The sequence below is a fragment of the uncultured Aquimarina sp. genome (assembly GCF_947492965.1).
GTDB lineage: Bacteria > Bacteroidota > Bacteroidia > Flavobacteriales > Flavobacteriaceae > Aquimarina.
This window is the reverse complement of sequence record NZ_CANLOZ010000017.1, coordinates 17,341-39,668: the sequence shown is the minus strand read 5'-3', so window position 1 is coordinate 39,668 and position 22,328 is coordinate 17,341. Positions and strand designations below refer to the sequence as shown.

The following is a 22,328-nucleotide window of genomic DNA, read 5'->3' as shown; positions in this document are numbered from 1 at the left end:
CCTTGTCATAGGTTACTTTTGTTTCCTTTCTCTTTCATAAATATCTAAAAAACAAATCTAAAGGAGCTTGTCGAAGTTTTTAATCAGTTGATTTTCAATTTGTCTTTGACAGGCTCAGACTGACAATACGTGTTTTCAATACTTTTTAGATAGCCTGATATATCTGGTTATTTACAAGAAATCTCTTTTTAAAACTTCTTCTAAACTTTCCGGTTCTTGCCCTGTGAGATCCTTTATAGCTGTTGTTACTTCGCTTACCTTTCCTTGTTTAATCATTCCATAAACAGGAATCATATAATCTGCAATAAAATCTGGAGCACCAGATTCTTTTAATACCTGTTTATAGGTGCTTTCATTTGGATTAGGATAGGTAATTTCTCTTCCTAATATGTTGCTTAGCATAGAGGCAACATCAAAATGAGAGTATGCTTTTGCTCCAGTAAGGACATGAGTTTCTTTCACCCTATTCTGAGCTGTAAGTAATTCGGCAATAGCACTCCCTACATCTTTAGAAGAAACAAAGGATGATTTTCCTTCTCCAGCAGGAGAAAAAATAATATTACGATCCTGTATATTCTCTCGTTCATAGTTGCCGAAATTCTGCATAAAAAATCCAGGGCGAACGATATTCCAATCTAAAGAAGAATTCCTTAACTTTTCTTCCATTTTTTTGTGAAAAGGTAATTCTTCAAGATTTTCCATACCATTTCCCGATAAGTATATGAGTCTTCCTTTATAATTTTCTTGTAAATAATCCACAAAAGGTTCTAGTAATTCATAAAGCCCAGGATTTAATGGAGGACCTAATAAGAAGATTCCATCTGACTGTAAAACTTCTTGATAGGATGTTTTATCTTCGTAATCAAAGTATGCTCCGGTAACCGAATTTTCAAAAACGTCTTGGACTTTTTGGGTATTTCTAGTACCTGCAATTACTTGTTCTTTTTTAGTAAGTAGGTTGTTTACTACTTCTCTTCCTATAGTACCTGTAGCACCGGTAATAAAATAAGTTGACATAATGATGATCTTTTTTGTAACAAGGTAAATACATTAGTATCTTAGCGCAAGTAGGTACATAAAAGTGCAGTAGTTTCTTTTTATATACTAATATTGATTATCAGTATTTTAAAAATAAAAGTTTATGAGTTTTTTAGCAAAAAAAGAATGTGAAGGTCCGATAAAATGCCCAGTGATGACTACACTTAGCGTTATCGGAGGTAAATGGAAGCCTGGTATTTTATGGGAATTGCAAAATAATGAGATACTGCGTTTTGGTCAATTAAAGAAAAGATTGGGAACGATTACTCAGAAAATGTTGACGCAACAATTACGAGAGTTAGAAACGGACGGTATTATTATAAGGAAAATATATCCAGAAGTTCCTCCACGTGTAGAGTATCGTTTATCTGATTATGGTAAAAGTTTGGCACCTGTACTCAATGAAATGGCAAATTGGGGTACAGGACATTTACAAACAATAACGAATGAATAAGCGTTATTTACTTTTTAAAATAAAATAGAAGATAATCTTCACTAACTTTGCAAAAAGTTAGATCACCGCAAATGAGTAAAATTAGAATCACAAAACAATTTTCTTTTGAAACAGGTCATGCACTTTATGGATATGACGGTAAGTGCAAAAACGTTCACGGGCATAGCTATAAGCTCAGTGTAACCGTTATAGGAGAACCTATTACAGATACATCTCATGTGAAATTAGGGATGGTAATAGATTTTGGAGACTTAAAGAAAATTGTAAAAGAAGATATCGAAGATGTGTTTGATCATGCCACAGTTTTTAATAAAAACACTCCTCATGTAGAATTAGCAAAAGAGTTGGAAAAACGAGGGCATAATGTCATTTTGGTAGATTACCAGCCTACCAGTGAGAATATGGTGATTGATTTCGCGAAAAAAATAAGAGCTAAACTTCCTGAAAATATTGAGTTACACTCCTTAAAACTTCAAGAAACTGAAACTTCTTTTGCAGAATGGTTTGCCTCAGATAATGATCAGTAGTGATTGTTTTTTCACTTTATAGTATCCCACAGATCCAATGAAAAACATACATTTAGCGGAAGGTAAGAAAATATATTTTGCATCAGATAACCACTTAGGAGCTCCTACAAAGGAGAAAAGCTTTCCAAGAGAGCAAAATTTTGTACGATGGTTGGATGAGGTAAAGAAAGACGCCGCCGCTATATTTTTATTAGGGGATCTTTTCGATTTTTGGTTCGAATATAAAACAGTAATACCTAAAGGATTTACCAGAACTTTAGGCAAGCTTGCCGAGATTACCGATGCAGGAATTCCGGTGTACTATTTTGTAGGTAATCATGATCTATGGATGAATGGATATTTCGAGGAAGAATTAAATATTCCCGTATATCATCAACCACAAGAATTTAGCTTTAACAACACTACTTTTTTAATCGGGCATGGAGATGGACTTGGTCCTGGCGATAAAGGATACAAGCGAATGAAAAAAGTGTTTACAAATCCTGTCGCCAAATGGTTCTTTAGATGGTTGCATCCTGATTTGGGGGTGCGATTAGCACAATATCTTTCGGTAAAAAATAAATTAATTTCTGGAGATGATGACGTTACTTTTCTAGGAGAGGACAATGAATGGCTGGTACAATATTGTAAGCGAAAGTTGGAAACAAAACATACAGATCATTTTGTTTTTGGTCATAGACATCTTCCTATGGAGATTGATCTTAAAGACAATTCCAGATATACCAATTTAGGGGATTGGATTATACATTATACCTATGCTGTTTTTGATGGTAATGAAATGAAGTTGGAAAAGTATCCCTTACCCGAGTAGTCTGCAAAACTTAGAGGCAATAAAAAAGCGAATAATCATAAAGTGACTATCCGCTTTGTAGGGTAGAAGTTCAAGGAAATACTATTGCCTTGCTATCTTTTTAGTAATTACAGTATTATCTAGTCGTACTTTTAGTATGTACAATCCTGTTGATAATTTGGATGTATTAAGGTCGTTCATCTCTATCGATTTTGTTCCAGAAGCAATACTTCCCAAATTTTTTGAAGCAATGCGATTTCCTTTAAGATCTATTATTTCTGCACTAGCATTACTTACTTTTTTAGATAACGAGATGTTAAGTGTTATATTATCAGATTGTATAGGAAGTGGATAAATGTCTACCGTATAACTAGCTTCACTATTTTTAGTGATTTCTTGTATTCTAGAAGCGCTTACTCCTTCTATAACAAATCGTTCCCAGGGACCTACGGCATTTCTATTGCAGTTCATAGCTTTATTACCATTTTCATGGCTTACATATTTTCCATTATTTCCTTTAATGGCATATACATTTCCTCCTAAAGATTCTAGGGTAAATCGTTCCCAAGATCCTACAGCATTTCTATTACAGTTCATGGGTTTACCACCATTTTCAGAACTAACATATTTTCCATTATTCCCTTTAAAACTTACAGTTCCATTTGCTGCTGGTTCCATAATGAATTGCTCTAAAGTTCCTACAGAGTTTCTATTACAATTCATGGAAGCACTACCATTCTCTGAACTTACATATTTATTAATGGTTTGCCCTAAAATGGAAACAACGTCATCATTAGATCCACCACCATTGTCATCACCAACGGTAAAGGTTAGCGTTTCGGTAGTTTTTGCACCTTTAGCATCTGTTGCCTCTGCTTTTAATGTATACGTTCCTGCCGATAAATTCTTAAGCGCATTATCTTGGTTGTTATTATTCCAAGTATAAGGACTTACGTTTTCTTGTCTTATAAAAGAGTTATTTAAATACAGGCGTACATTACTTACTCCATCGCTATCTGTAGCTACTACAATTACTTGTAAGGTTGCTGGAGCTGTAAAAGAAGCATTGCTTGCGGGAGTATTAAAAGAAACACTTGGACCAGTATTGTCTCCGTCTCCACCACCACCAAATCTAGGTCTGGAACTTAACCATTCCATATCAAATTTTGGGCCTTTACATTGGCAACCTTGACTCCCTTGATCTACACGACCAGGACATACTTTTTCATCTTTAATTCTCTTACCTTGTATAGTAATGGCATCATCATGCCCTGGTTCATTACCACATTGTATGGTATTATATCTAGGATCTCCATTTGCTAGATCTCTATAAAAAGGATGTTTCTTAAGCTCATCGCAGATATCTTTGATATTTCTACCTTGTCCATTAATAGTAATTTTGAAATTACCTACGCCATGATCAAAGGAAGATTTACAGAAGCAAAAGCCATTTGCCTGATAACTATCCTTCCATGAATTTGCATTAGGAACTATTCTTACTCCTTGATCATAGGTGTCCTGACCAGTACAACCGGTATCTGGTACATTTTGCTGAGCATTGGTAATATTAGCAACAAATAGGAATGCTAATATTTTTAAAATTAATAGTTTACGTTTCATAGTTATTGGTTTTAAAAGTATAGGTTGTTATAAGGTAACAATAATTATTCGGAAGAAATATAAATTCGACCAATTCTAAAGATACTGTAACCTTGTGAATCTAAGATGCGAAAAATAGAATCCGTAAAGGATGAATTAGTGGGTGTTGCTTATAGGAGTTTATAGGCTATTTACTTTTGAAGTCTGGCATCCACAATTTCTGCTGAAATTTGTATTCCAATTTGTTTAGAGTTTTCTATAAAGTTAGGATGTTCAATAAAAATGATGCTGTTGTTGAAAACAGCTTCGATTAGATAATGGTTTCCGTTAAAATATGACTTTTTTACTTTTGCTGTTAAAGTAGCGTTATCTACAATCTGTAATTCATGAGGATAGAAAAGTAAGGTACCTGAGTCTTGTTTTTCTGGAAGTACACTTTGGATAGGTAATTCGTTTACCTCGCCAAAAAGTGATGCGATATAGTAGTTTTTAGGATTGTTATAGATATCTAGTGTATTTCCTTTTTCAATGATTTCACCATTATGAATTACGATGGTTTCTTCTGCAAAGGAAAGGATATCGGTTTTGTCATGGGTAGCAGTGATACTAGTAATTTTATTTCTTTTTAGATAGGCAAAAAGATTTCTTCTTAGCGAACTACGTCTAAAATTATCAATATTTCCAAAAGGTTCATCTAGTAATAATACTTCCGGTCTATTGGCAAGCGCCTTAGCTAGTGCGACTCTTTGTTTTTGACCACCACTTAGGTTTTCTACTTTTGTATTAGCAAAAGAAGTCATCTCTACAATTTCTAACAGTTCATTTACTCGTCCTCGTTTTAGTTCAGGTTCGAAATTAGATAAATATTGACCGATATTTTCTTCAACGGTTCTAAAGGCTTGTAATTCGAAACCTTGAGAAAGAAATTTCATATTTTCTTGTCCTGGCACTAAATTATAAGCTGGACCTAAAATTTGCTGATCATCCCAAAAAAGAGTACCCTCATCCACATCCATAAGACCATAGATAATTTTTAATAAAGTACTTTTTCCACAACCACTAGCACCGATAAGAGCAATATGCTGTCCTTTTTGGATAGTAAAACTTATATTTTTTAGCACTGGAATGGTATCGTAAGCAAAGGATAGGTTTTCAACTGTTAGCATATTTCATCTGTTTTATATGTGTTGTTTTTTGGTTGTCAGATGGAATCACCAAAAAATCATTCAAGGTGTGTTTGCCCTAATTTTTACGGCTTATTTCAAATATAAATAACTTCAATAAAAAAATCCGTTTCTTTTTAGAAAACGGATTCTTTATTTTTATAGAGAATAATTAATAGGTTTTATCCTTTTACTTCTTCATTTACTTGTTCTGGTAAAACTTCATATCCCATATTAAAAAGCGTAAAGCTAAAAATATCAGCATATTGTTCTATGGTCTTTTTTACAGGTGTTCCTGCTCCATGACCTGCATTGGTTTCAATTCTGATCAAGGTAGGATTCGAACCCTTTTGTTTAGCCTGTAGTTCTGCAGCAAACTTAAAAGAATGTGCAGGTACTACACGGTCATCATGATCTCCAGTGGTAACCATTGTTGCTGGATAGGATACACCTTCTTTTACATTGTGTACAGGAGAGTATCCTTTTAGGTATTCAAACATTTGTTTGTCGTCTTCTGCGGTTCCATAATCATACGCCCAACCAGCACCAGCAGTAAAGGTATGATAGCGTAACATGTCTAGAACTCCCACAGCAGGTAAAGCTACTTTCATTAAATCTGGGCGTTGTGTCATTGTTGCTCCTACTAATAATCCACCATTAGAACCTCCTCGTATCGCTAGATAATCACTAGAAGTATATTTGTTTTCGATTAAATATTCTGCAGCCGCAATAAAGTCATCAAATACATTTTGTTTCTGCATTTTAGTTCCAGCTACATGCCATTTTTTACCGTATTCACCACCACCTCTTAGATTTGCTACCGCATAGATACCGCCTTGCTCCATCCATACTGCATTAGCGATGCTAAAGGAAGGAGTAAGAGAGATATTAAAACCACCATATCCATATAAAATGGTTGGATTTTTTCCTGTAAGTTCTGTTCCTTTTTTATAGGTAATAATCATAGGAACTTTAGTACCATCTTTAGAATTATAAAATACTTGTTTACTTTCGTAATCGTCTGGATTAAAATCTATTTTAGGTTTACGGTATAACTCAGAAGTACCTTCAGCAATATTATATTTATAGATGCTTCCTGGAGTTTTATAATTCGTAAAAGAATAATATAGTTCTTTTTCTTCTTTTTTAGCTCCGAAACCTCCAACGCTTCCTACACCTGGTAGCTCAACATCGCGAACTAATTTGCCTTCATAATCATATTGTAAAACTTTGGATACTGCATCTACCATATATTCTGCAAAGAAATATCCACCACCTTTACTAGGGCTCAATACATTTTCTGTCTCAGGAATAAAGTCTTTCCAGTTTTCTGGAGTAGGATTAGCAGCGTCAACAGTTACGATTCTTCTATTCGGTGCATTTAAATTGGTTACTAAGAAAAGTTTAGATCCAACATTTTCTATGATATAAGTATCACTTTCTGTATTATCTAAAATAGTAACTAATTTACTATTAGGTTTCGTAAGGTCTTTTATAAAAAGCTTGTTTCCAGAAGTAGATGTACTTGCAGAAATAATCAGGTAACGATTATCTTTAGTAACATTTCCACCGATATAACGATGTTTTTCTTCTGGTGTTCCACCAAATATGAGTTGATCTTCTTTTTGTGGAGTTCCTAGTTTGTGATAGTAAACTTTATGTTGATCTGTTTTAGCGGATAACTCACTTCCCTCAGGCTTATCATAGCTAGAATAATAAAAACCTTCATTTCCTTTCCATGACATTCCGGAGAATTTGACATCTACAAGAGTGTCTTCTACAATTTCTTTGGTTTCTACATCTTTAACAATGACTTTTCTCCAGTCACTACCACCTTCAGAAATAGAATAGGCCAGTAATTTCCCGTTTTCAGAAAAACTAATACCTCCTAAAGAAGTAGTTCCATCTTTGCTAAAAGTATTTGGATCTAAAAAAACTTCAGGTGTATCACCTTCTTCTTTAAATCTATAAATTACATATTGATTTTGTAAACCATCGTTTTTATAAAAATAACTATAATCACCTTCCTTAAATGGAGCTCCTACTTTTTCGTAATTCCACAAACTAGAAAGACGTTTTTTTAGTTGATCTCTGAAAGGAATATTATCTAAATATCCAAAAGTAACCTTGTTTTGTTCGCTAACCCAATCTTCAGTTTCTTTACTTCTATCATCTTCTAACCATCGGTAAGGGTCTTTAACTTCTGTTTCGAAATAGGTGTCTACTGTATCGACTTTTTTAGTTTCTGGATAATTCAATGCAATCGTGGTTTTTGTAGTTTCTTCTTTTGATTCGTTTTTGCATCCAATTAAAGATACAATCGAACAAACTAATAAGAAAGTTTTTTTCATGATGAGCTAATTTATAAATTCATACTATAATAGTACTTAAACAAAAGGGTAGGCAAGTCACAAAACTATTAAAACTTATTCCCGAAAAGTGCTAAATAAAATATAAAAAAACTGCTCTAACGACGATCATATAGTGATTACACATTTAAAGCGTTGCTTTGGGGTTTAGCAACTCGGTTGATCATTGTAGTAGAGCAGTCGGAAAATTCCGTCCTCTAAGAAACGAAAAAAATTACTTTTATACTAGTAAAAAGTTTATAAGTAGTTGATTAGAACATACTTTTGTAAGCATTCCAATTCTTGTATATCAAAAAAGCATTCGCAAGAAAAACAAATGCTCCAGGGCCTATATTTGCTGGATCTAAAGTAGCATGAAATAATATAATATTTACAGAGATTGGCGCCATTAGTACCAAAGCAAATGGTGCTGCTTTTTTGCTTACTAATAAAAGACCAACTAGGATTTCTATGAGTCCAACAGTTTTAAGAATATAACTATTGGCTAATGCTCCAAAAAGAACACCAGCTTCTGGATTGGCAAATTCAAAATCTGGCAAAAAGCCTATAAATTTATTACTTCCAAAAATGATCAATAAGGCTCCTAATAATATTCTTAGGGCTAAAATTATTTTAGTATTCATTGTTGTATTTATTTATGATTAAGTTGAGGTATTAGAAGGAGAAATGTTAAAAACCTTACAAATGTTGTTGAAAACCCGAGCTAAAAAAATATCTTACACTTTCTGAAAAAGAACTAATTAACTTAATTTTTAATACTACTATAATGAAGCTCACACAACTTCTAGTACTCACTTCTTTGATCTATGTTTTAGTGTCATTTCCCACATTTGGGCAAGACTATTTTTTGAAAGATAAAGCGCCTTTTTTATCTGAAATTCCTACACCCGAAGAGTTTTTGGGATACCCAATAGGAGATCAGCACACCAGACATGATCAAATTGTAGCCTATTTCACCAAATTGGCGGAATTATCCGATCGGGCATCTATACAAACCTATGGGAAAACTTATGAGAATAGAAAATTGATCATACTCACTATTTCCAAACCAAAAAACTTAAATAACCTAGAGGATCTTAAAAAAAAGCATTTAGCTTTTACAAAACCTGCAAACAATCCTACTAATTATAATGAGGTGCCAGTTTTTATACAATTAGGATATAATGTTCATGGAAATGAGCCCTCTGGTGGCGAAGCAGCATTACTAACAGCATATACATTAGTGGCATCTAATAGCCCAGAAGTACAAACGTATTTAGAGAATGCAGTTGTATTTATTGATCCGACTATAAATCCGGATGGACGCGATCGACATACGCAATGGGCGAACCAGTTTAAAGGGTCACCGTTGGTAAGTGATCCTTTCGATGCAGAGCATAATGAAACTTGGCCCCGTGGAAGAACTAATCATTATTGGTTTGATCTTAATAGAGATTGGTTATTAGGAATTCATCCAGAAAGTCGTGGAAAATTAACCTGGTATCACGAATGGTATCCTAATGTAGTAACGGATTTCCATGAGATGGGTACAAATAGCACCTATTTTTTCGAACCCATGAAGCCAATTGGTTCTTTGGATCCCATAATGCCTAAAGAAAATTATGAAGATTTAAATAATCTATTTGCACCTTATTTTTCGAGTGCTTTGGATCGAATAGGATCTTTTTATTTTACCAAAGAAGCATTCGACGGAACATATCCTGGTTATGGATCTTCTTATCCGGATTTGCAAGGCGCTTTAGCTTTGCTGTTTGAACAGGCAAGTTCCAGAGGTCATTTGCAAAAAACCCAATATGGCACCATTTCCTTTCCTTTCACGATTCGTAATCAGTACGTTTCTAGCATGGCAACCATAAAAGCTGCAGTAGAGAATAAAGCGACTTTGCGTAAATATCAGCAAGACTTTTTTAAATCTTCGGAAGTTGGGACTTCTAAAAATGGTTTTGCAGGATATGAATTTGGAGACCTTTATGATCAAAATCGGAACAAAGCTTTTATAGATAAATTATTACTTCATAAAATCAAGGTATATAAGAGCGGTGATCGATATGTTGTTCCTGTAAAACAACCTCAAAAGAGAATGGTACAAACTGTTTTTGAAACTTATAATAAATATAGAGATAGCGTTTTTTATGATGCTTCTGCTTGGAGTTTAGCTAATTTTTACAATATGAAATACAAAGGAGTAAAGTCCTTACGTACCGGAGCTGAAGTAACAAGTACCGATGGAATTGTAAAAACTTCGAATTTTTCAAAATCCAACTATGCCTATATTTTAGATTGGGACGATTATAATGCCTCAGCAGCTTTATATTATATGCAATCTAAAGGATTGCTTGTTGCATCAGCTTTTAAACCTTTTACCATCAAAACTTCTGAAGGAAATAGGAGTTTTAATTATGGAAGTATTCTTATTCCAGTAAGCAAACAGAAAAAGAATAATGATGAAGTGTTTCGTATTTTAAAAAATGCTCAGGAAAAATTTAATGTACCAATCTATAGTACGGAAACCGGATTTAGTACTTCAGGAATTGATTTAGGAAGTGGTAATTTTAGAAAATTGGATACACCAAAGGCCTTATTGCTAATAGGAGATGGTGTATACTCTTATGAAGCAGGTGAAGTATGGCATCTATTGGACACAAGAGTTCATATGCCTATTACTAAGCTAAAATTAAATATGTTTAATTCTGTGCCATTAAAGGACTATAATACATTAGTAATGGTCTCTGGAAGATACCATCAATTAGATTCTCTTCAGCAGAAAAGGATAAAAGAGTGGGTTTCTTATGGAAACACCTTGGTTACTATTGGTAATGCTTCTAAATGGGCTATCGATAAGAAAATGGTGAGTGAAGTGCTTACTACGAAAGCAAAAGATAGCACTAAACAAAAAGTCACAAAACGATTGCCATATGTAGACGCAGGTGAAAATATTGGTAGTGAGCGTGTAGGAGGAGCTATTTTCGAAGTTGATTTGGATATAACGCATCCATTAGGTTTTGGTTATAGAAATAAATCAGTTCCTGTTTACAAGAATAATTCGGTTTTTATTACTCCTAGTAAGAATCCTTATGCTACGGTAGCTAAATACACAGAAAATGCACATATCGATGGGTATATCTCTAGCAATAATTATGAGAATTATTTGAAACCTTCTGCCTCTATTGTAGTAAGTAGTATAGGAAGTGGTAGAGTAATTTTATTTGCAGATAATCCTAATTTCAGGGGATCATGGTATGGTACAGATCGTTTATTCCTGAATGCTTTATTTTTTGGGAAACATGTTTATGTTCCGAATGTAAGAGAATAAGAGACTTATATTAGTAGAAAAAGAAAACCCTTGTTATAGAATCATAACAAGGGTTTTTTATAAAAATAGTTGGTTATTTAACCTATTAATTCATTTTCTACCAGGTATTCTCCAATTTGAACAGCATTAGTAGCAGCTCCTTTTCTAAGGTTATCAGCTACAATCCACATGTTTAAAGCATTTTCTCTGGAGTGATCCCTTCTAATTCTTCCAACAAAAACATCATTTTTTCCTTCTGCATAAATCGGCATTGGGTACGTATTCGTATCTGGATTATCTTGTACTGTTACGCCAGAAGTATCACTTAAAATTTTACGAATATCACTTTCTTGAAATTCATTTTCAAACTCAAGGTTTACACTTTCGCTATGTCCTCCAACCACTGGGATACGAATAGCAGTTGCGGTTACAGCAATGGTTCTGTCATCAAGAATTTTTTGAGTCTCATTCACGAGCTTCATCTCTTCTTTAGTATATCCATTTTCCTGGAACACATCACAATGTGGAATTGCGTTTCGATGTATTGGATAAGGATACGCCATTTCTCCTTTTTCGCCAGCATATTCATTTTCTAATTGTTGCACAGCTTTTACTCCAGTACCAGTGATAGACTGATACGTGGATATAATAGCACGCTTGATTCCATATTTTGAGTGTAATGGACCAAGTGCCATTACTAATTGTATGGTAGAACAATTAGGATTAGCAATAATCTTATCGTCTTTAGTTAGATCTTTTGCATTAATTTCTGGTACCACTAATTTTTTAGTAGGATCCATTCTCCAAGCAGAAGAATTATCGATTACAGTAATTCCTGCTTCAGCAAATTTAGGAGCCCATTCTAAAGAAGTACTGCCTCCGGCAGAAAATAAAGCCACATCAGGTTTCATTTCTACAGCAGTGGCAAGACCAACAACCGTATATTCTTGATCTTTATAAGATATTTTTTTTCCTACAGATCTTTCTGAGGCAACAGGAATTAATTCTGATACAGGGAAATTACGTTCTTCTAATACTTTTAACATTACGGTACCTACTAAACCTGTGGCACCTACAACAGCTACTTTCATCAGCTTTATTTATTAATGACTTTTAGAGACACAAAAATCGGTCTTTTTTTAATTCCAGCAAAGGTGTAGATTATTTATAATAGAATTATAGTTTTTATTGAAATAATATTAATTTAAACATTTTGTTATATAAAAAACAAAATGTAAAAAGAACCGCTCCTTTAGAGAGCGGTTTAGTTAGAATATGTAGTATAGCGGTAGCTATAGATAATTCAATTTGGTATAAAGACTTATTTTTTAAGTAAATCTCTAATTTCAGCAAGTAATTCTTCCTGAGTAGGACCCGCTGGTGCTGCAGGAGCTTCTTCTTCTTTTTTCTTGCTTTTTTCATAAGCTTTAAGAACGATAAAGATAAAAAGACCCACTATAATGAAGTTTATAATCGCTTGGATTAAATTCCCATAGGTCATTACAGCTGCTCCAGCTTCTTTAGCTGCTGCTAGATTAGCATACTCTCCGCCATCTAACGCGATGAATTTTTGTGTAAAATCAGTTCCTCCTGTTATAATACCAACAATTGGCATAATGATATCGGCAACGGCAGAACCTACAATTTTATTAAATGCTCCTCCAATTACTACAGCGGTAGCTAATGACACGATATCTCCTTTTAGTAAGAAAGATTTAAAATCCTTAAAAAATCCCATTTTATTTAGTTTAGATAATTAGTATGCTACTAATTTAACAAAAATTAAGAAACAAATTTGGTATTAATTATAGTCTGTAAAGCCTTTTTTTCGACGAAGATCAATTATTGTCGATAATAACCCGTTTTACTCTTTGTGAGATAGCAGTAAGTAATTCATAAGAGATGGTTCCTGCACTTTCGGCAATAGATGCTGCAGTAGAGGTATTATCAAAAATGATCACTTCATCTCCTTCTTTGCAATCTATACCTGTAATGTCTATCATAATCATATCCATACATACATTACCCACAATAAATGCTTTTTGTCCATTTACGGTAACAAAACCATTTTTGTTTCCATAATGTCTGCCAATACCATCTGCATGTCCTAAAGGAATGGTAGCAGTTTTAGTATATCCGTCAGAAGCATAAGCTCTGTTATATCCTAGTGTTTCTCCTGGTTCCAACGTATGAATTTGTGAAATAACAGATTTTAAGGAAGCTACAGGTTTTAGATGGCGATCATAAATATCTTCATTTCCGTAGCCGTATAAACCAATTCCTGTACGAACCATTGTAAAATGAGCTTCGGGATAGTTTAATATTCCCGAAGTATTGCATTGATGTAATATAGGTTCATATCCTAGCCTTTCAATAATTTCCGAAGATGTTTTCTTAAAAGAATTGATTTGATTGATAGTAAATTCCTTTTCATCATGATCTTCGCTTGCTGCAAGATGAGAGAAGAGCGATTTTACTTTAATAGTTTCCGTAGCTTCTAATGTATCCATAATATAGTCTACATCATTTTCCCAAAAACCTAACCTATTTAATCCGGTATTAAATTTTATATGCACCGGATAATCTTTTTGATTTTCTGATTCAGCTACTGTAATAAATTCTTTTAAAATTCGAGCGCTATATATATTTGGTTCAAGATTGTATTTTATTACTGAAGCGAAATTTACGGGTTGAGGATGTAATACCAAAATTGGTGTTTTTATTCCAGCTTCGCGCAAAGCAATACCTTCCGAAACATAGGCAACAGCGAAATAATCAACTCCAATTTTTTCGAGATGTCTCGCTATTATCACAGCATCACTTCCGTAACCAGCAGCTTTTACAACAGCTAATAATTTAACCTCTGGCTGTAGCTTACTTTTTAGATAGTTGTAATTATGAGTAAGATGAACCAGATTAATTTCAAGAACGGTTTCTTTTACCTTACTCATCTGGTTTTTCTGAGTTTTTATTTAATTCTTTCGGGTCTGTTACCTCTATCCCTTTCACTTTTTCTTTTAGAGAAGCTTTATAATATGCTGCACGACTTAAAGGTTCATACTCATCTGTTTCTCCAAGCAATACAAGATCATCCTTTTTGGATTTTCTGTAACTGTACTGTGCTAGATTTCCCGTACGTGTGCAAACGGCATGTACTTTTGTTACATACTCTGCGGTTGCCATAAGAGCAGGCATTGGTCCGAAAGGATTTCCTTTAAAATCCATATCTAATCCAGCTACAATTACTCGAATACCTTTATTAGCAAGATCATTACAAACGCTTACTATTTCATCATCAAAAAATTGAGCTTCGTCTATACCAACCACATCACAGGTGTCTGCTAGAATTCTGATGTTCGCTGCAGCGGGAACAGGAGTAGATCGAATTTCATTAGCATCATGAGATACTACCATTTCGTCATCATAACGCACATCTATTGCAGGTTTAAAAATTTCTACTTTTTGTTTTGCAAATTGTGCGCGTTTTAGTCTACGGATCAATTCTTCGGTCTTACCCGAAAACATCGAACCACAGATCACCTCTATCCAACCAAATTGCTCTTTATGATTTACTGTATTTTCGAGAAACATTTTGTATTTTTCACCATCGTTTAAAAGAAACCCTACTCCTTAACAAAACCTAATTAATTCGGAAATGAATCTAATTTTTATATTCATTTTTGATTTTAATGAAGGTATTGTTCTTAAGATGAGGTAAATTTATTAAAAAACAACTAGTATAGCCCAAACGAATAAGAAAGTTATGAAGAAGAAGTTGGAAGCAGAACTCATAAGTATTGCGCATAGGATATTACAGCTTAAAGATAGATCAACCTTGCCGCAATTGCAGGAAGAGGCTAGACAGTTATATGAAAAACTGAGTATTTTAAATTTTGCAGAATCTCATTTTGCTGGGACGCAACCGACCATAGGTCAGATAACGAGTGCTTTAGAGGAAGAAAAAGTGTTAGAAACTAAAGCAGAAGTTGTAGAAGAAGTTAAACCCAAACCTATTATAAGTTTGGACGAGAATAAGGAAGTGGAAGAACCTTCTGAGACGATGTTTAATCTGGGCAATCAAACATTCGAAACTCCTAAAGAAGAAGTAGAAGAGCAAAAACCGGAGATTATTATCGAGAAGATTAATGAAAAAGTAACTGAAGATCTTTTTGTTCCAGCGCCTAAGTTTACAGAAGAGAATGTTTCTTTGTCAGAACCGGTTTATGAAAAAAATGATAAAGAAGATATAGGATCTGTGCCGCAAAGTATGCCAATTTTGGATAACTTGAATACCAAAGATGACAAACCTAAATCATTAAATGACCAACTTAAAAGAGGAATTCATATCGGATTAAATGATCGCTTGGCTTTTATAAAACATTTGTTTGATGGAAGTTCTACGGATTATAATCGTGTTCTTTCTCAATTAAATACATTAAATAGTAAAAGTGGAGCAACTCAGTTTATAAAGAACATGGTGAAGCCTGATTATAACAATTGGGAAGGAAAAAGCGAATACGAAGAACGATTTATGGAAATTGTTACGAATAAATATGAATTTTAAGTAAGGCATATCGTTTTTTTGTAACTAAGCTTCTTCATCGTTAAAAGAGTTTATATGAAAATCATTTATTGGATAGCTACTGTGGCCATGTGTGGAATTATGTTATTTTCTGCACAGATGTATTTTAGGGAAACAGAGATGGTGAGAGGTTTTTTCGAAAATTTGGATTATCCAACATATTTAGTAATTCCATTAGCAATTGCCAAAATAGGCGGGATTGTCGTTATTCTTACCAATAAAATTAAGTGGTTAAAAGAATGGGCGTATGCTGGATTCTTTTTCGATATGACTTTAGCGTTTACTGCTCATTATATGAAAGATGATGGTCAGGGCCTGTTTGCTACTCTAGGATTAATTTTTCTGGTAATATCATATGCTATCGGTAAAAAAGTAAGACCATAACATTCATATGTCTAAATTATTTATAGTTCCCACACCCATTGGTAATCTCGAGGATATGACTTTTAGAGCTATCAAAGTGCTCAAAGAAGTTGATCTCATTCTTGCCGAAGATACGCGTACCAGTGGTAAACTACTGAAGCATTATGAGATAGTGACACCTATGCAAAGTCACCATATGCATAATGAACATAAAACGGTAGACAGTATCGTTAGAAGATTGCAAAGTGGGGATTCCATAGCTTTAATTAGCGATGCAGGAACACCTGCGATTAGTGACCCTGGATTTTTGCTCACAAGAGCTTGTGTAGAAAATGCAATTCCAGTAGAATGCTTGCCAGGAGCGACAGCATTTGTGCCTGCTTTGGTAAATAGTGGATTACCTAATGATAAGTTTGTGTTCGAAGGATTTCTTCCAGTTAAGAAAGGAAGACAAACTCGATTACAGCTGCTTGCAGAAGAGAGTAGAACTATGATATTTTATGAATCACCGCATAAGCTCATAAAAACTTTAGGAAACTTTGTAACCTATTTTGGCGAGGACCGCATGGTTTCGGTATCCAGAGAACTAAGTAAACTTCATGAAGAAACAGTAAGAGGGACGGCAAAGGAAGTATTGTCGCATTTCGAGATAAAACCACCTAAAGGAGAAATTGTTATTGTAATTGCTGGAAAAAAATAAAATATGACCACTACAGAATTTATAGATAAACTACGTGAAACCCCAGAATCGATTGTATTCGAAGAAACGATGCATGTTATCGATACCAATTATAACTTCACACCTGTTTCATTTACTAATGGTGAAATAGTTAATGAAGCCGGACAAAATTCTGGATCCTGTAAATTGTTTTCATTCGCAAGATTGCAAAAACTTACTCAACAAGAAACTTTGTACTGTTTTGGAGAACATTATAAAGATGTACTACAAAATCCAGATGGTGATAACCATCAAAATATTCGTAATTTTATGAAAACTGGATGGGAGCAACTATCATTTAACGATCAGGCATTAACCGAAAAAATATAGTAGCACACTCTATTTTCCTTTTTTTAAACGCTTCTTGATTTCTTCCACAGTCTTCAGGTCAGCAAAGGAAAATTTTGATTCTGATTTAAAATCTAAAGAAAGATAAGGTTTAAAAATTGGCATTACCTTAGGTGTATCGTCTATCAAAGAATGTTTTATCTGTTCATCCAATGCATAATCAGGATTATGTATAGGCATTTTTGAATATTTGTCAGCTTTTTTAGCTGTGACTTCAGGAAAATTTGGAGTCTCTGTAACTTTTTCTTGTCCATAGATACCAATAGATAGCATGCAAGCTAAGATGAAAATCGAATATTTGTGTAAAGAAGAACTCATAAGTGGTTTTTTAAGAAATATAAAAGTACATATTTTGGTTTGTAATACCAGTTCTTATAAGAAATGGTATAATCTAAAGACTTTAAAATAATTTAAAAATTACAACTATCTCTAAACGTTTTGATTATACTATAATTATTGTTGCCATAGTAGTTATTATACTGTGGAAATTGCCATATTTTGGATGGTTTCAATATCCCTTTATATTATTAGGAACATGGTTTCATGAGATGGGTCATGGTTTAACAGCTGTAATTTTGGGTGGTAGTTTTCAGCATTTGGAAATCTATGAAAACGGAGGAGGTGTTGCTTATTATCATTTGGGAGGAAGTTATTTATCTCCATCTCTAGGAAATGCCTTAGTAGCTGCTGGAGGATTATTAGGTCCGGCAGTAGTAGGAGCACTACTAATTGCCTCTGCAAAATCGCATAAAAGTTCCATGATTGCGTTAAGGATTCTGATAGGATTGATCATACTCTCTTTATTGTTGTGGATCAGATCTGTTTGGGGTATTGCGGTGATGAGCGGATTTGCAGTATTTTTTTTCATTATCACACTATTCAAAAACAGAAAATTAGAAGTAATAACAATATTATTTTTGGGGTTGCAATCTGTATTAGGAACATATTTGCAATTGGATTACCTGTTTACCAAACAGTTTGAGAGAAATGGTGCTATTCAGATATCCGACACTCAAGCCATAGCAGAAAATACAGTTGGTACGTATTGGATATGGGCAATCTTAATTATTGTCATAAGCATATATCTTCTTTGGAAAAGTTTCCAGTATTATTTTAAGAAATAAGCTCAATTCTAGTTTAAGGAACAAATAAAAAAGACCTGTCAGCTTTTTAAAAGCTAACAAGTCTTCATATGTTATAGATTGGATAAAAGCCTATAAGTGCTTTCCTTTTTCCCAACCGTGTTTACCCAAATATTTTTCTCCAGATTCGATTGCTCCTTCTTCTACAGTAGTACCCATAGAGTCATTCCAGCGATTTAGATAACCGAATAGAGAAATAACCCCAAGCATTTCTACAATTTCTCCTTCGTCCCAATATTTGTATAATTCTTCTTTAATACTTTCATCTACATTATTTGGAACCAGTGAAGCAGCTAACGAAAAATCAAGGGCTGCACGCTCAGCATCACTAAAAGCAGGATGAGTTTTATATTCCCAAATATTATCTAGTTGTTCTTGTTCTGCACCATATCGTTCTGCAGCTCTTATAGCATGTGCCTGACAATATCTGCAGCCAGTAGCGTTACTGCTTACCCAAGCGATCATACGTTTTAGAGCTGAAGTTACTCTACCCTCATTTGCCATAACAGCTTTATTAAGGTTTATAAAAGCTTTAGAGATGGCAGGTCTTCTTTGCATAGTTAATACAGAATTAGGACAAAACCCTAAGGTTTCATTGAAGAATTCTGCAAGTTCTTTTGTTTCTAAATCATGATCTGCAGATAGAGGTGTTACTAATGGCATGGGTATATATATTTTTTGAATTAATTGAAATTTAGCAAAGCAAAATACAAAACTCAGGTCAAACAAGAAGGAGTAAAGATGTTTTTTGTACTTTGGATTTTTAAATTATTTAGGAAGGATATTGCCAATGAGATGGACCCTAAGACCAAAATCTTCGAGTACAGTTACTACTAACTTAGCCAAAGCTCTAAATGTTGATGAAATTATTGCTTCTTTATTAGTTCAACGAGGGATTGAAACTTTTGAAGATGCTAAGCGTTTTTTCAGACCTTCTTTAGAGGATTTACATGATCCTTTTTTAATGAAGGATATGGATAAAGCAGTTGCTAGAATTGAAAAAGCAGTTGTGCATCAGGAAAATATTTTGGTGTATGGAGATTATGATGTAGATGGAACCACATCTGTGGCATTAATGTCTTCTTATTTGGAAACGATTACTCCCCAAGTGACAACGTATATCCCTGATCGATATGCCGAAGGTTATGGAGTGTCTTTTCAAGGGATTGACTATGCTTCTGATAATGATATTTCGCTGATTATAGCATTGGACTGTGGTATCAAAGCAATTGAAAAAGTCGTATATGCTAAATCCAAAGGTATTGACTTTATTATATGTGATCATCATAGACCTGGTGTTGCTATTCCTGAAGCTGTAGCGGTTTTAGATCCTAAAAGAGTGGACTGCGCTTATCCTTATAAAGAATTATGTGGTTGCGGTGTAGGATTTAAGTTGATTCAGGCAATCGCTAGTAAGAAGGGGCAAACTGCCTATGATCTAACGTCTTATTTAGATCTTGTAGCAACTGCAATAGGAGCAGATATTGTTCCGATTACTGGAGAAAATAGAGTACTAGCATATTACGGATTAAGAACAATTAATCAAAATCCAAGAGTTGGTTTTAAGGCGATGTTAGCACAAGTAAAAAAGGAAACTTTTACCATAACAGATGTAGTATTTATTCTTGCGCCTAGAATTAATGCTGCCGGCAGAATGAAACACGGATTACATGCTGTAAACTTATTAAAAGAAGATAATATTGAACTCGCTCTGGCATATGCGGCTGAGATAGAAAGTTATAATAGTGAGCGGAAAGATACGGATAAGAGTATTACCAAAGCCGCTTTAGAACAGATTGTTGATAATGATGAAGAACATAGGTTTACTACCGTGGTATATGATGAAAGTTGGCATAAGGGAGTTATCGGAATTGTGGCTTCTAGGTTAACAGAAACCTATTATCGACCGACATTAGTTTTTACCAAAAGCGGTGAAAAGTTAGCAGCATCTGCTAGATCTGTAAAAGGATTCGATGTGTATAATGCATTAGATAATTGTTCGGAACATATAGAACAATTTGGAGGACATAAATATGCAGCAGGCTTAACATTAAAAGAAGAACAATATGAGCTTTTTAAACAAAAATTTGAAGAAGTAGTAGCCAACTCAATTGATAAAAAGCTTTTGACTCCAGAAATTACTATAGATACTGAACTAGAGTTCCATGAAATAACACCAAAGTTCTTTAGAATTCTGAAACAGTTTGCTCCTTTTGGCCCAGGAAATATGACCCCTGTTTTTATGACAGAAGGGGTTAAGGATACTGGATATGCAAGGTGCGTTGGTGCAGATGAGAAGCATTTAAAATGTAAAGTGCAAAAAAAAGGATTGGCTATAGATGCTATAGGTTTTAATTTAGGTCCAAAAAAAGAGTTGATTACAAATAATCATCATGCGAAAATTGCCTATACAGTAGATGAAAATGAATGGAATGGTACTGTGACATTACAATTAAAACTAAAAGATATAATTTAACTTGTTTTTATTTAGATTAATTATAAATAATTAATATTTTTGAATCAAATATGATTCGAAATGAGTGCTATAGATAAAATTTACAGTAATAAAGTTGGTATATCTTTTTTTTGGAAAAAACAACAGCCTAAAGGAGTGCCAAAAATACAATTGGTATTTAGAGATATTGGGTTTTTGCTTACACTCAATGAATTAAAAGATTTTTCAGACGCATGCAGTATTACAGAACAATCACAATGTTGTAGTCAATGTGCGAGTCACCATAATTGTAGATCTCTCCTTCTAAGAACACCTTCTGATAAGATTGATTTGGCAGTTAACAAAGAGGAACTGGAGCAAATTCAGGAATTGATAAATGGAACTATTTTTAGAATAGAATTACAACAATGGGTAACTACTACTGGGCTGAATTAATTATTTAAGAAAATCCAAAATTTTATAGGCTACCTCTTCTGCTTTAGTTTCTTGAATAAAGTGTTTTTCATCAATAAAATGAATGTCTGCTTCATCAACTTTAAGTGCATTAGTTACTTTAGTTTGTTGAGGCGTCCATTGAAGCATTGTATCATGAATTCCCCAAATCACTGCTACAGGAATATCGATACTTTCAAATACCAAGGAGTAATCAGGAAAATAGTTACAGGTTCTAGTAAAGAAATAATACATCCCATTGGTTTTTCCTTCTAGTAGTGGGGTCTTATATCCCTCTACATCGAGTTCATTTAGGTTGTTCTCTTTTAAACCTTCTTTAAAAAGTGATTTAAGTAACGTATTCGTAGTAACACCATTGCGATAAGACCACATTGCTGCTTTGGCAGCTGGACCTGGACTAAATCGTATCGGAGGATAAAAACCTTCTTCATATAGTAGGGTATTGAGAACAATAAGTTCTTCGATTCTATTAGGCGCTTGATTAAATAGTTCCCATGTCCATACACCTCCAACATCATGCATAACATGAGACCAGTATTCGATTCCTAAACCATCCATAAGATCTAACAATCTTTTTGCGTGTTCTTTTTCGCTATAAATTTTATATCCTTCAGGGGAATCACTAGAACCATATCCTAGCATATCTGGAACAATTACTCTATACCCACCAGCTACAAGAGGATCGATCATTTTACGATATAGCCAACCCGAAGTTGGTACTCCATGAAGTAGCACAATTACAGGGCCATTTCCTCTATCAATATACTTTATGATACCATTCTTAGTTGGAAAAGATCGTTGTTCAGCTCTGAACTCCGAATATGTCATTTGACCTTTTCTAATTTTGGTGTTTTGATAAGGTTTACACCCAAAAGCAATGATAACAATAAGAAGTAATAGAGAAAGTTTTTTCATCCAGACTGATAATTTGTGAAGTAGCAATTTACTTAAAATGATTTTTTTAAACCATTACATTTAACAAATTTATTGTAGGTTTTAAGGATTTTATAAGAATCGAGAATTGTTTTAATGGAT

General features: G+C 33.9%; 23 protein-coding genes. 11 read left to right on the top strand and 12 right to left on the bottom strand.

The features are described 5' to 3' along the window. Positions 1 to 171: 171 nt before the first annotated feature. Positions 172 to 1,017, bottom strand: coding sequence for an NAD(P)H-binding protein (locus Q1B37_RS23500; protein WP_299903142.1), 846 nt, complete (start codon positions 1,015 to 1,017; stop codon positions 172 to 174). Between the two features lie 124 nt (positions 1,018 to 1,141). Here Q1B37_RS23500 and Q1B37_RS23495 point away from each other — a divergent pair, with 124 nt between their 5' ends. The 3 genes from Q1B37_RS23495 to Q1B37_RS23485 all read left to right on the top strand — a co-directional run bounded on the left by Q1B37_RS23495 (position 1,142) and on the right by Q1B37_RS23485 (position 2,830). Next, positions 1,142 to 1,492 (top strand): helix-turn-helix domain-containing protein, encoded by a 351-nt coding sequence (locus Q1B37_RS23495; RefSeq protein WP_299903140.1) that lies wholly within the window; start codon positions 1,142 to 1,144, stop codon positions 1,490 to 1,492. Positions 1,493 to 1,563: 71 nt separating this feature from the next. After that, on the top strand, positions 1,564 to 2,019 hold the full coding sequence (locus Q1B37_RS23490) for a 6-carboxytetrahydropterin synthase (protein WP_299604700.1): 456 nt from the start codon (positions 1,564 to 1,566) through the stop codon (positions 2,017 to 2,019). 46 nt (positions 2,020 to 2,065) lie between these two features. Next, a complete protein-coding gene (locus Q1B37_RS23485) occupies positions 2,066 to 2,830 on the top strand; it encodes a UDP-2,3-diacylglucosamine diphosphatase (RefSeq protein ID WP_299903148.1) in 765 nt (254 codons plus the stop codon). A gap of 81 nt (positions 2,831 to 2,911) precedes the next feature. On the opposite strand, the gene Q1B37_RS23480 is transcribed toward Q1B37_RS23485, so the two are convergent. From Q1B37_RS23480 to Q1B37_RS23465, 4 genes are all read right to left on the bottom strand, one after another. Then, entirely contained in the window at positions 2,912 to 4,429 is a 1,518-nt protein-coding gene (locus Q1B37_RS23480; protein ID WP_299903138.1) for an Ig-like domain-containing protein, read from the bottom strand. Between the two features lie 170 nt (positions 4,430 to 4,599). After that, positions 4,600 to 5,574 carry an ABC transporter ATP-binding protein gene (locus tag Q1B37_RS23475; protein WP_299903136.1) on the bottom strand — a complete coding sequence of 325 codons (975 nt, stop codon included), beginning with the start codon at positions 5,572 to 5,574 and terminating at the stop codon, positions 4,600 to 4,602. Between the two features lie 179 nt (positions 5,575 to 5,753). Next, the gene (locus Q1B37_RS23470) at positions 5,754 to 7,922 is read right to left on the bottom strand and encodes a prolyl oligopeptidase family serine peptidase (protein WP_299903130.1); all 2,169 of its coding nucleotides are present in this window, start codon (positions 7,920 to 7,922) and stop codon (positions 5,754 to 5,756) included. A 269-nt stretch (positions 7,923 to 8,191) separates the two neighbouring features. Then, positions 8,192 to 8,563 (bottom strand): DoxX family protein, encoded by a 372-nt coding sequence (locus tag Q1B37_RS23465; RefSeq protein ID WP_299903128.1) that lies wholly within the window; start codon positions 8,561 to 8,563, stop codon positions 8,192 to 8,194. Between the two features lie 143 nt (positions 8,564 to 8,706). Here Q1B37_RS23465 and Q1B37_RS23460 point away from each other — a divergent pair, with 143 nt between their 5' ends. Further along, entirely contained in the window at positions 8,707 to 11,253 is a 2,547-nt protein-coding gene (locus Q1B37_RS23460; protein ID WP_299903126.1) for a M14 metallopeptidase family protein, read from the top strand. Between the two features lie 77 nt (positions 11,254 to 11,330). Here Q1B37_RS23460 and Q1B37_RS23455 read toward each other — a convergent pair whose 3' ends face one another. The 4 genes from Q1B37_RS23455 to Q1B37_RS23440 all read right to left on the bottom strand — a co-directional run bounded on the left by Q1B37_RS23455 (position 11,331) and on the right by Q1B37_RS23440 (position 14,823). After that, the gene (locus Q1B37_RS23455) at positions 11,331 to 12,323 is read right to left on the bottom strand and encodes an aspartate-semialdehyde dehydrogenase (protein ID WP_299903124.1); all 993 of its coding nucleotides are present in this window, start codon (positions 12,321 to 12,323) and stop codon (positions 11,331 to 11,333) included. A gap of 230 nt (positions 12,324 to 12,553) precedes the next feature. Continuing rightward, a complete protein-coding gene (gene mscL, locus Q1B37_RS23450; RefSeq protein WP_299903122.1) occupies positions 12,554 to 12,970 on the bottom strand; it encodes a large conductance mechanosensitive channel protein MscL in 417 nt (138 codons plus the stop codon). 100 nt (positions 12,971 to 13,070) lie between these two features. Further along, complete coding sequence (alr, locus tag Q1B37_RS23445; RefSeq protein ID WP_299903121.1) at positions 13,071 to 14,183, bottom strand: alanine racemase; 1,113 nt, start codon at positions 14,181 to 14,183, stop codon at positions 13,071 to 13,073. Beyond that, positions 14,176 to 14,823 (bottom strand): thymidine kinase, encoded by a 648-nt coding sequence (locus tag Q1B37_RS23440; protein ID WP_299604725.1) that lies wholly within the window; start codon positions 14,821 to 14,823, stop codon positions 14,176 to 14,178. The genes alr and Q1B37_RS23440 overlap by 8 nt, the downstream gene beginning before the upstream one ends. 172 nt (positions 14,824 to 14,995) lie before the next feature. Between Q1B37_RS23440 and Q1B37_RS23435 the strand changes: the two genes are divergently transcribed. The 4 genes from Q1B37_RS23435 to Q1B37_RS23420 are packed head-to-tail and all read left to right on the top strand — an operon-like array spanning position 14,996 to position 17,225. Beyond that, the gene (locus tag Q1B37_RS23435; protein ID WP_299903118.1) at positions 14,996 to 15,796 is read left to right on the top strand and encodes a hypothetical protein; all 801 of its coding nucleotides are present in this window, start codon (positions 14,996 to 14,998) and stop codon (positions 15,794 to 15,796) included. A 54-nt stretch (positions 15,797 to 15,850) separates the two neighbouring features. Then, positions 15,851 to 16,198, top strand: coding sequence for a DoxX family protein (locus Q1B37_RS23430; RefSeq protein ID WP_299903117.1), 348 nt, complete (start codon positions 15,851 to 15,853; stop codon positions 16,196 to 16,198). Between the two features lie 7 nt (positions 16,199 to 16,205). After that, positions 16,206 to 16,877, top strand: a complete 672-nt coding sequence (gene rsmI, locus Q1B37_RS23425; protein ID WP_299604732.1) for a 16S rRNA (cytidine(1402)-2'-O)-methyltransferase — start codon at positions 16,206 to 16,208, stop codon at positions 16,875 to 16,877. Between the two features lie 3 nt (positions 16,878 to 16,880). Next, complete coding sequence (locus Q1B37_RS23420; RefSeq protein ID WP_299903115.1) at positions 16,881 to 17,225, top strand: HopJ type III effector protein; 345 nt, start codon at positions 16,881 to 16,883, stop codon at positions 17,223 to 17,225. Between the two features lie 9 nt (positions 17,226 to 17,234). Here the strand turns inward: Q1B37_RS23420 and Q1B37_RS23415 are convergent, their stop codons facing one another. Further along, complete coding sequence (locus Q1B37_RS23415) at positions 17,235 to 17,561, bottom strand: hypothetical protein (RefSeq protein ID WP_299903113.1); 327 nt, start codon at positions 17,559 to 17,561, stop codon at positions 17,235 to 17,237. Between the two features lie 98 nt (positions 17,562 to 17,659). Here Q1B37_RS23415 and Q1B37_RS23410 point away from each other — a divergent pair, with 98 nt between their 5' ends. Next, entirely contained in the window at positions 17,660 to 18,367 is a 708-nt protein-coding gene (locus Q1B37_RS23410; RefSeq protein ID WP_366944351.1) for a M50 family metallopeptidase, read from the top strand. A 90-nt stretch (positions 18,368 to 18,457) separates the two neighbouring features. Here the strand turns inward: Q1B37_RS23410 and Q1B37_RS23405 are convergent, their stop codons facing one another. Then, positions 18,458 to 19,048, bottom strand: coding sequence for a carboxymuconolactone decarboxylase family protein (locus tag Q1B37_RS23405; protein ID WP_219011594.1), 591 nt, complete (start codon positions 19,046 to 19,048; stop codon positions 18,458 to 18,460). 127 nt (positions 19,049 to 19,175) lie between these two features. On the opposite strand from Q1B37_RS23405, the gene recJ reads away from it, so the two are divergent. Together recJ and Q1B37_RS23395 are read left to right on the top strand one after the other, a co-directional pair. Further along, positions 19,176 to 20,861: a single-stranded-DNA-specific exonuclease RecJ gene (gene recJ / locus Q1B37_RS23400; RefSeq protein ID WP_299903112.1), complete on the top strand. Its 1,686-nt coding sequence runs from the start codon at positions 19,176 to 19,178 to the stop codon at positions 20,859 to 20,861. 60 nt (positions 20,862 to 20,921) lie between these two features. Beyond that, on the top strand, positions 20,922 to 21,275 hold the full coding sequence (locus Q1B37_RS23395; protein WP_299903110.1) for a hypothetical protein: 354 nt from the start codon (positions 20,922 to 20,924) through the stop codon (positions 21,273 to 21,275). Here the strand turns inward: Q1B37_RS23395 and Q1B37_RS23390 are convergent, their stop codons facing one another. Further along, a complete protein-coding gene (locus Q1B37_RS23390; RefSeq protein WP_299604748.1) occupies positions 21,276 to 22,208 on the bottom strand; it encodes an alpha/beta hydrolase in 933 nt (310 codons plus the stop codon). Positions 22,209 to 22,328 lie beyond the last annotated feature (120 nt).

Coding starts and splice junctions, on each gene's coding strand:
- Q1B37_RS23395 (WP_299903110.1), top strand. CDS start 20,922: ATGAGTGCTATAGATAAAATTTACAGTAATAAAGTTGGTATATCTTTT.
- Q1B37_RS23420 (WP_299903115.1), top strand. CDS start 16,881: ATGACCACTACAGAATTTATAGATAAACTACGTGAAACCCCAGAATCG.
- Q1B37_RS23495 (WP_299903140.1), top strand. CDS start 1,142: ATGAGTTTTTTAGCAAAAAAAGAATGTGAAGGTCCGATAAAATGCCCA.
- Q1B37_RS23405 (WP_219011594.1), bottom strand. CDS start 19,048: ATGCCATTAGTAACACCTCTATCTGCAGATCATGATTTAGAAACAAAA.
- Q1B37_RS23480 (WP_299903138.1), bottom strand. CDS start 4,429: ATGAAACGTAAACTATTAATTTTAAAAATATTAGCATTCCTATTTGTT.
- Q1B37_RS23460 (WP_299903126.1), top strand. CDS start 8,707: ATGAAGCTCACACAACTTCTAGTACTCACTTCTTTGATCTATGTTTTA.
- Q1B37_RS23415 (WP_299903113.1), bottom strand. CDS start 17,561: ATGAGTTCTTCTTTACACAAATATTCGATTTTCATCTTAGCTTGCATG.
- Q1B37_RS23465 (WP_299903128.1), bottom strand. CDS start 8,563: ATGAATACTAAAATAATTTTAGCCCTAAGAATATTATTAGGAGCCTTA.
- Q1B37_RS23490 (WP_299604700.1), top strand. CDS start 1,564: ATGAGTAAAATTAGAATCACAAAACAATTTTCTTTTGAAACAGGTCAT.
- Q1B37_RS23440 (WP_299604725.1), bottom strand. CDS start 14,823: ATGTTTCTCGAAAATACAGTAAATCATAAAGAGCAATTTGGTTGGATA.
- Q1B37_RS23435 (WP_299903118.1), top strand. CDS start 14,996: ATGAAGAAGAAGTTGGAAGCAGAACTCATAAGTATTGCGCATAGGATA.
- Q1B37_RS23500 (WP_299903142.1), bottom strand. CDS start 1,017: ATGTCAACTTATTTTATTACCGGTGCTACAGGTACTATAGGAAGAGAA.
- Q1B37_RS23390 (WP_299604748.1), bottom strand. CDS start 22,208: ATGAAAAAACTTTCTCTATTACTTCTTATTGTTATCATTGCTTTTGGG.
- alr (WP_299903121.1), bottom strand. CDS start 14,183: ATGAGTAAGGTAAAAGAAACCGTTCTTGAAATTAATCTGGTTCATCTT.
- Q1B37_RS23455 (WP_299903124.1), bottom strand. CDS start 12,323: ATGAAAGTAGCTGTTGTAGGTGCCACAGGTTTAGTAGGTACCGTAATG.
- recJ (WP_299903112.1), top strand. CDS start 19,176: ATGAGATGGACCCTAAGACCAAAATCTTCGAGTACAGTTACTACTAAC.
- Q1B37_RS23475 (WP_299903136.1), bottom strand. CDS start 5,574: ATGCTAACAGTTGAAAACCTATCCTTTGCTTACGATACCATTCCAGTG.
- Q1B37_RS23430 (WP_299903117.1), top strand. CDS start 15,851: ATGAAAATCATTTATTGGATAGCTACTGTGGCCATGTGTGGAATTATG.
- rsmI (WP_299604732.1), top strand. CDS start 16,206: ATGTCTAAATTATTTATAGTTCCCACACCCATTGGTAATCTCGAGGAT.
- Q1B37_RS23470 (WP_299903130.1), bottom strand. CDS start 7,922: ATGAAAAAAACTTTCTTATTAGTTTGTTCGATTGTATCTTTAATTGGA.
- mscL (WP_299903122.1), bottom strand. CDS start 12,970: ATGGGATTTTTTAAGGATTTTAAATCTTTCTTACTAAAAGGAGATATC.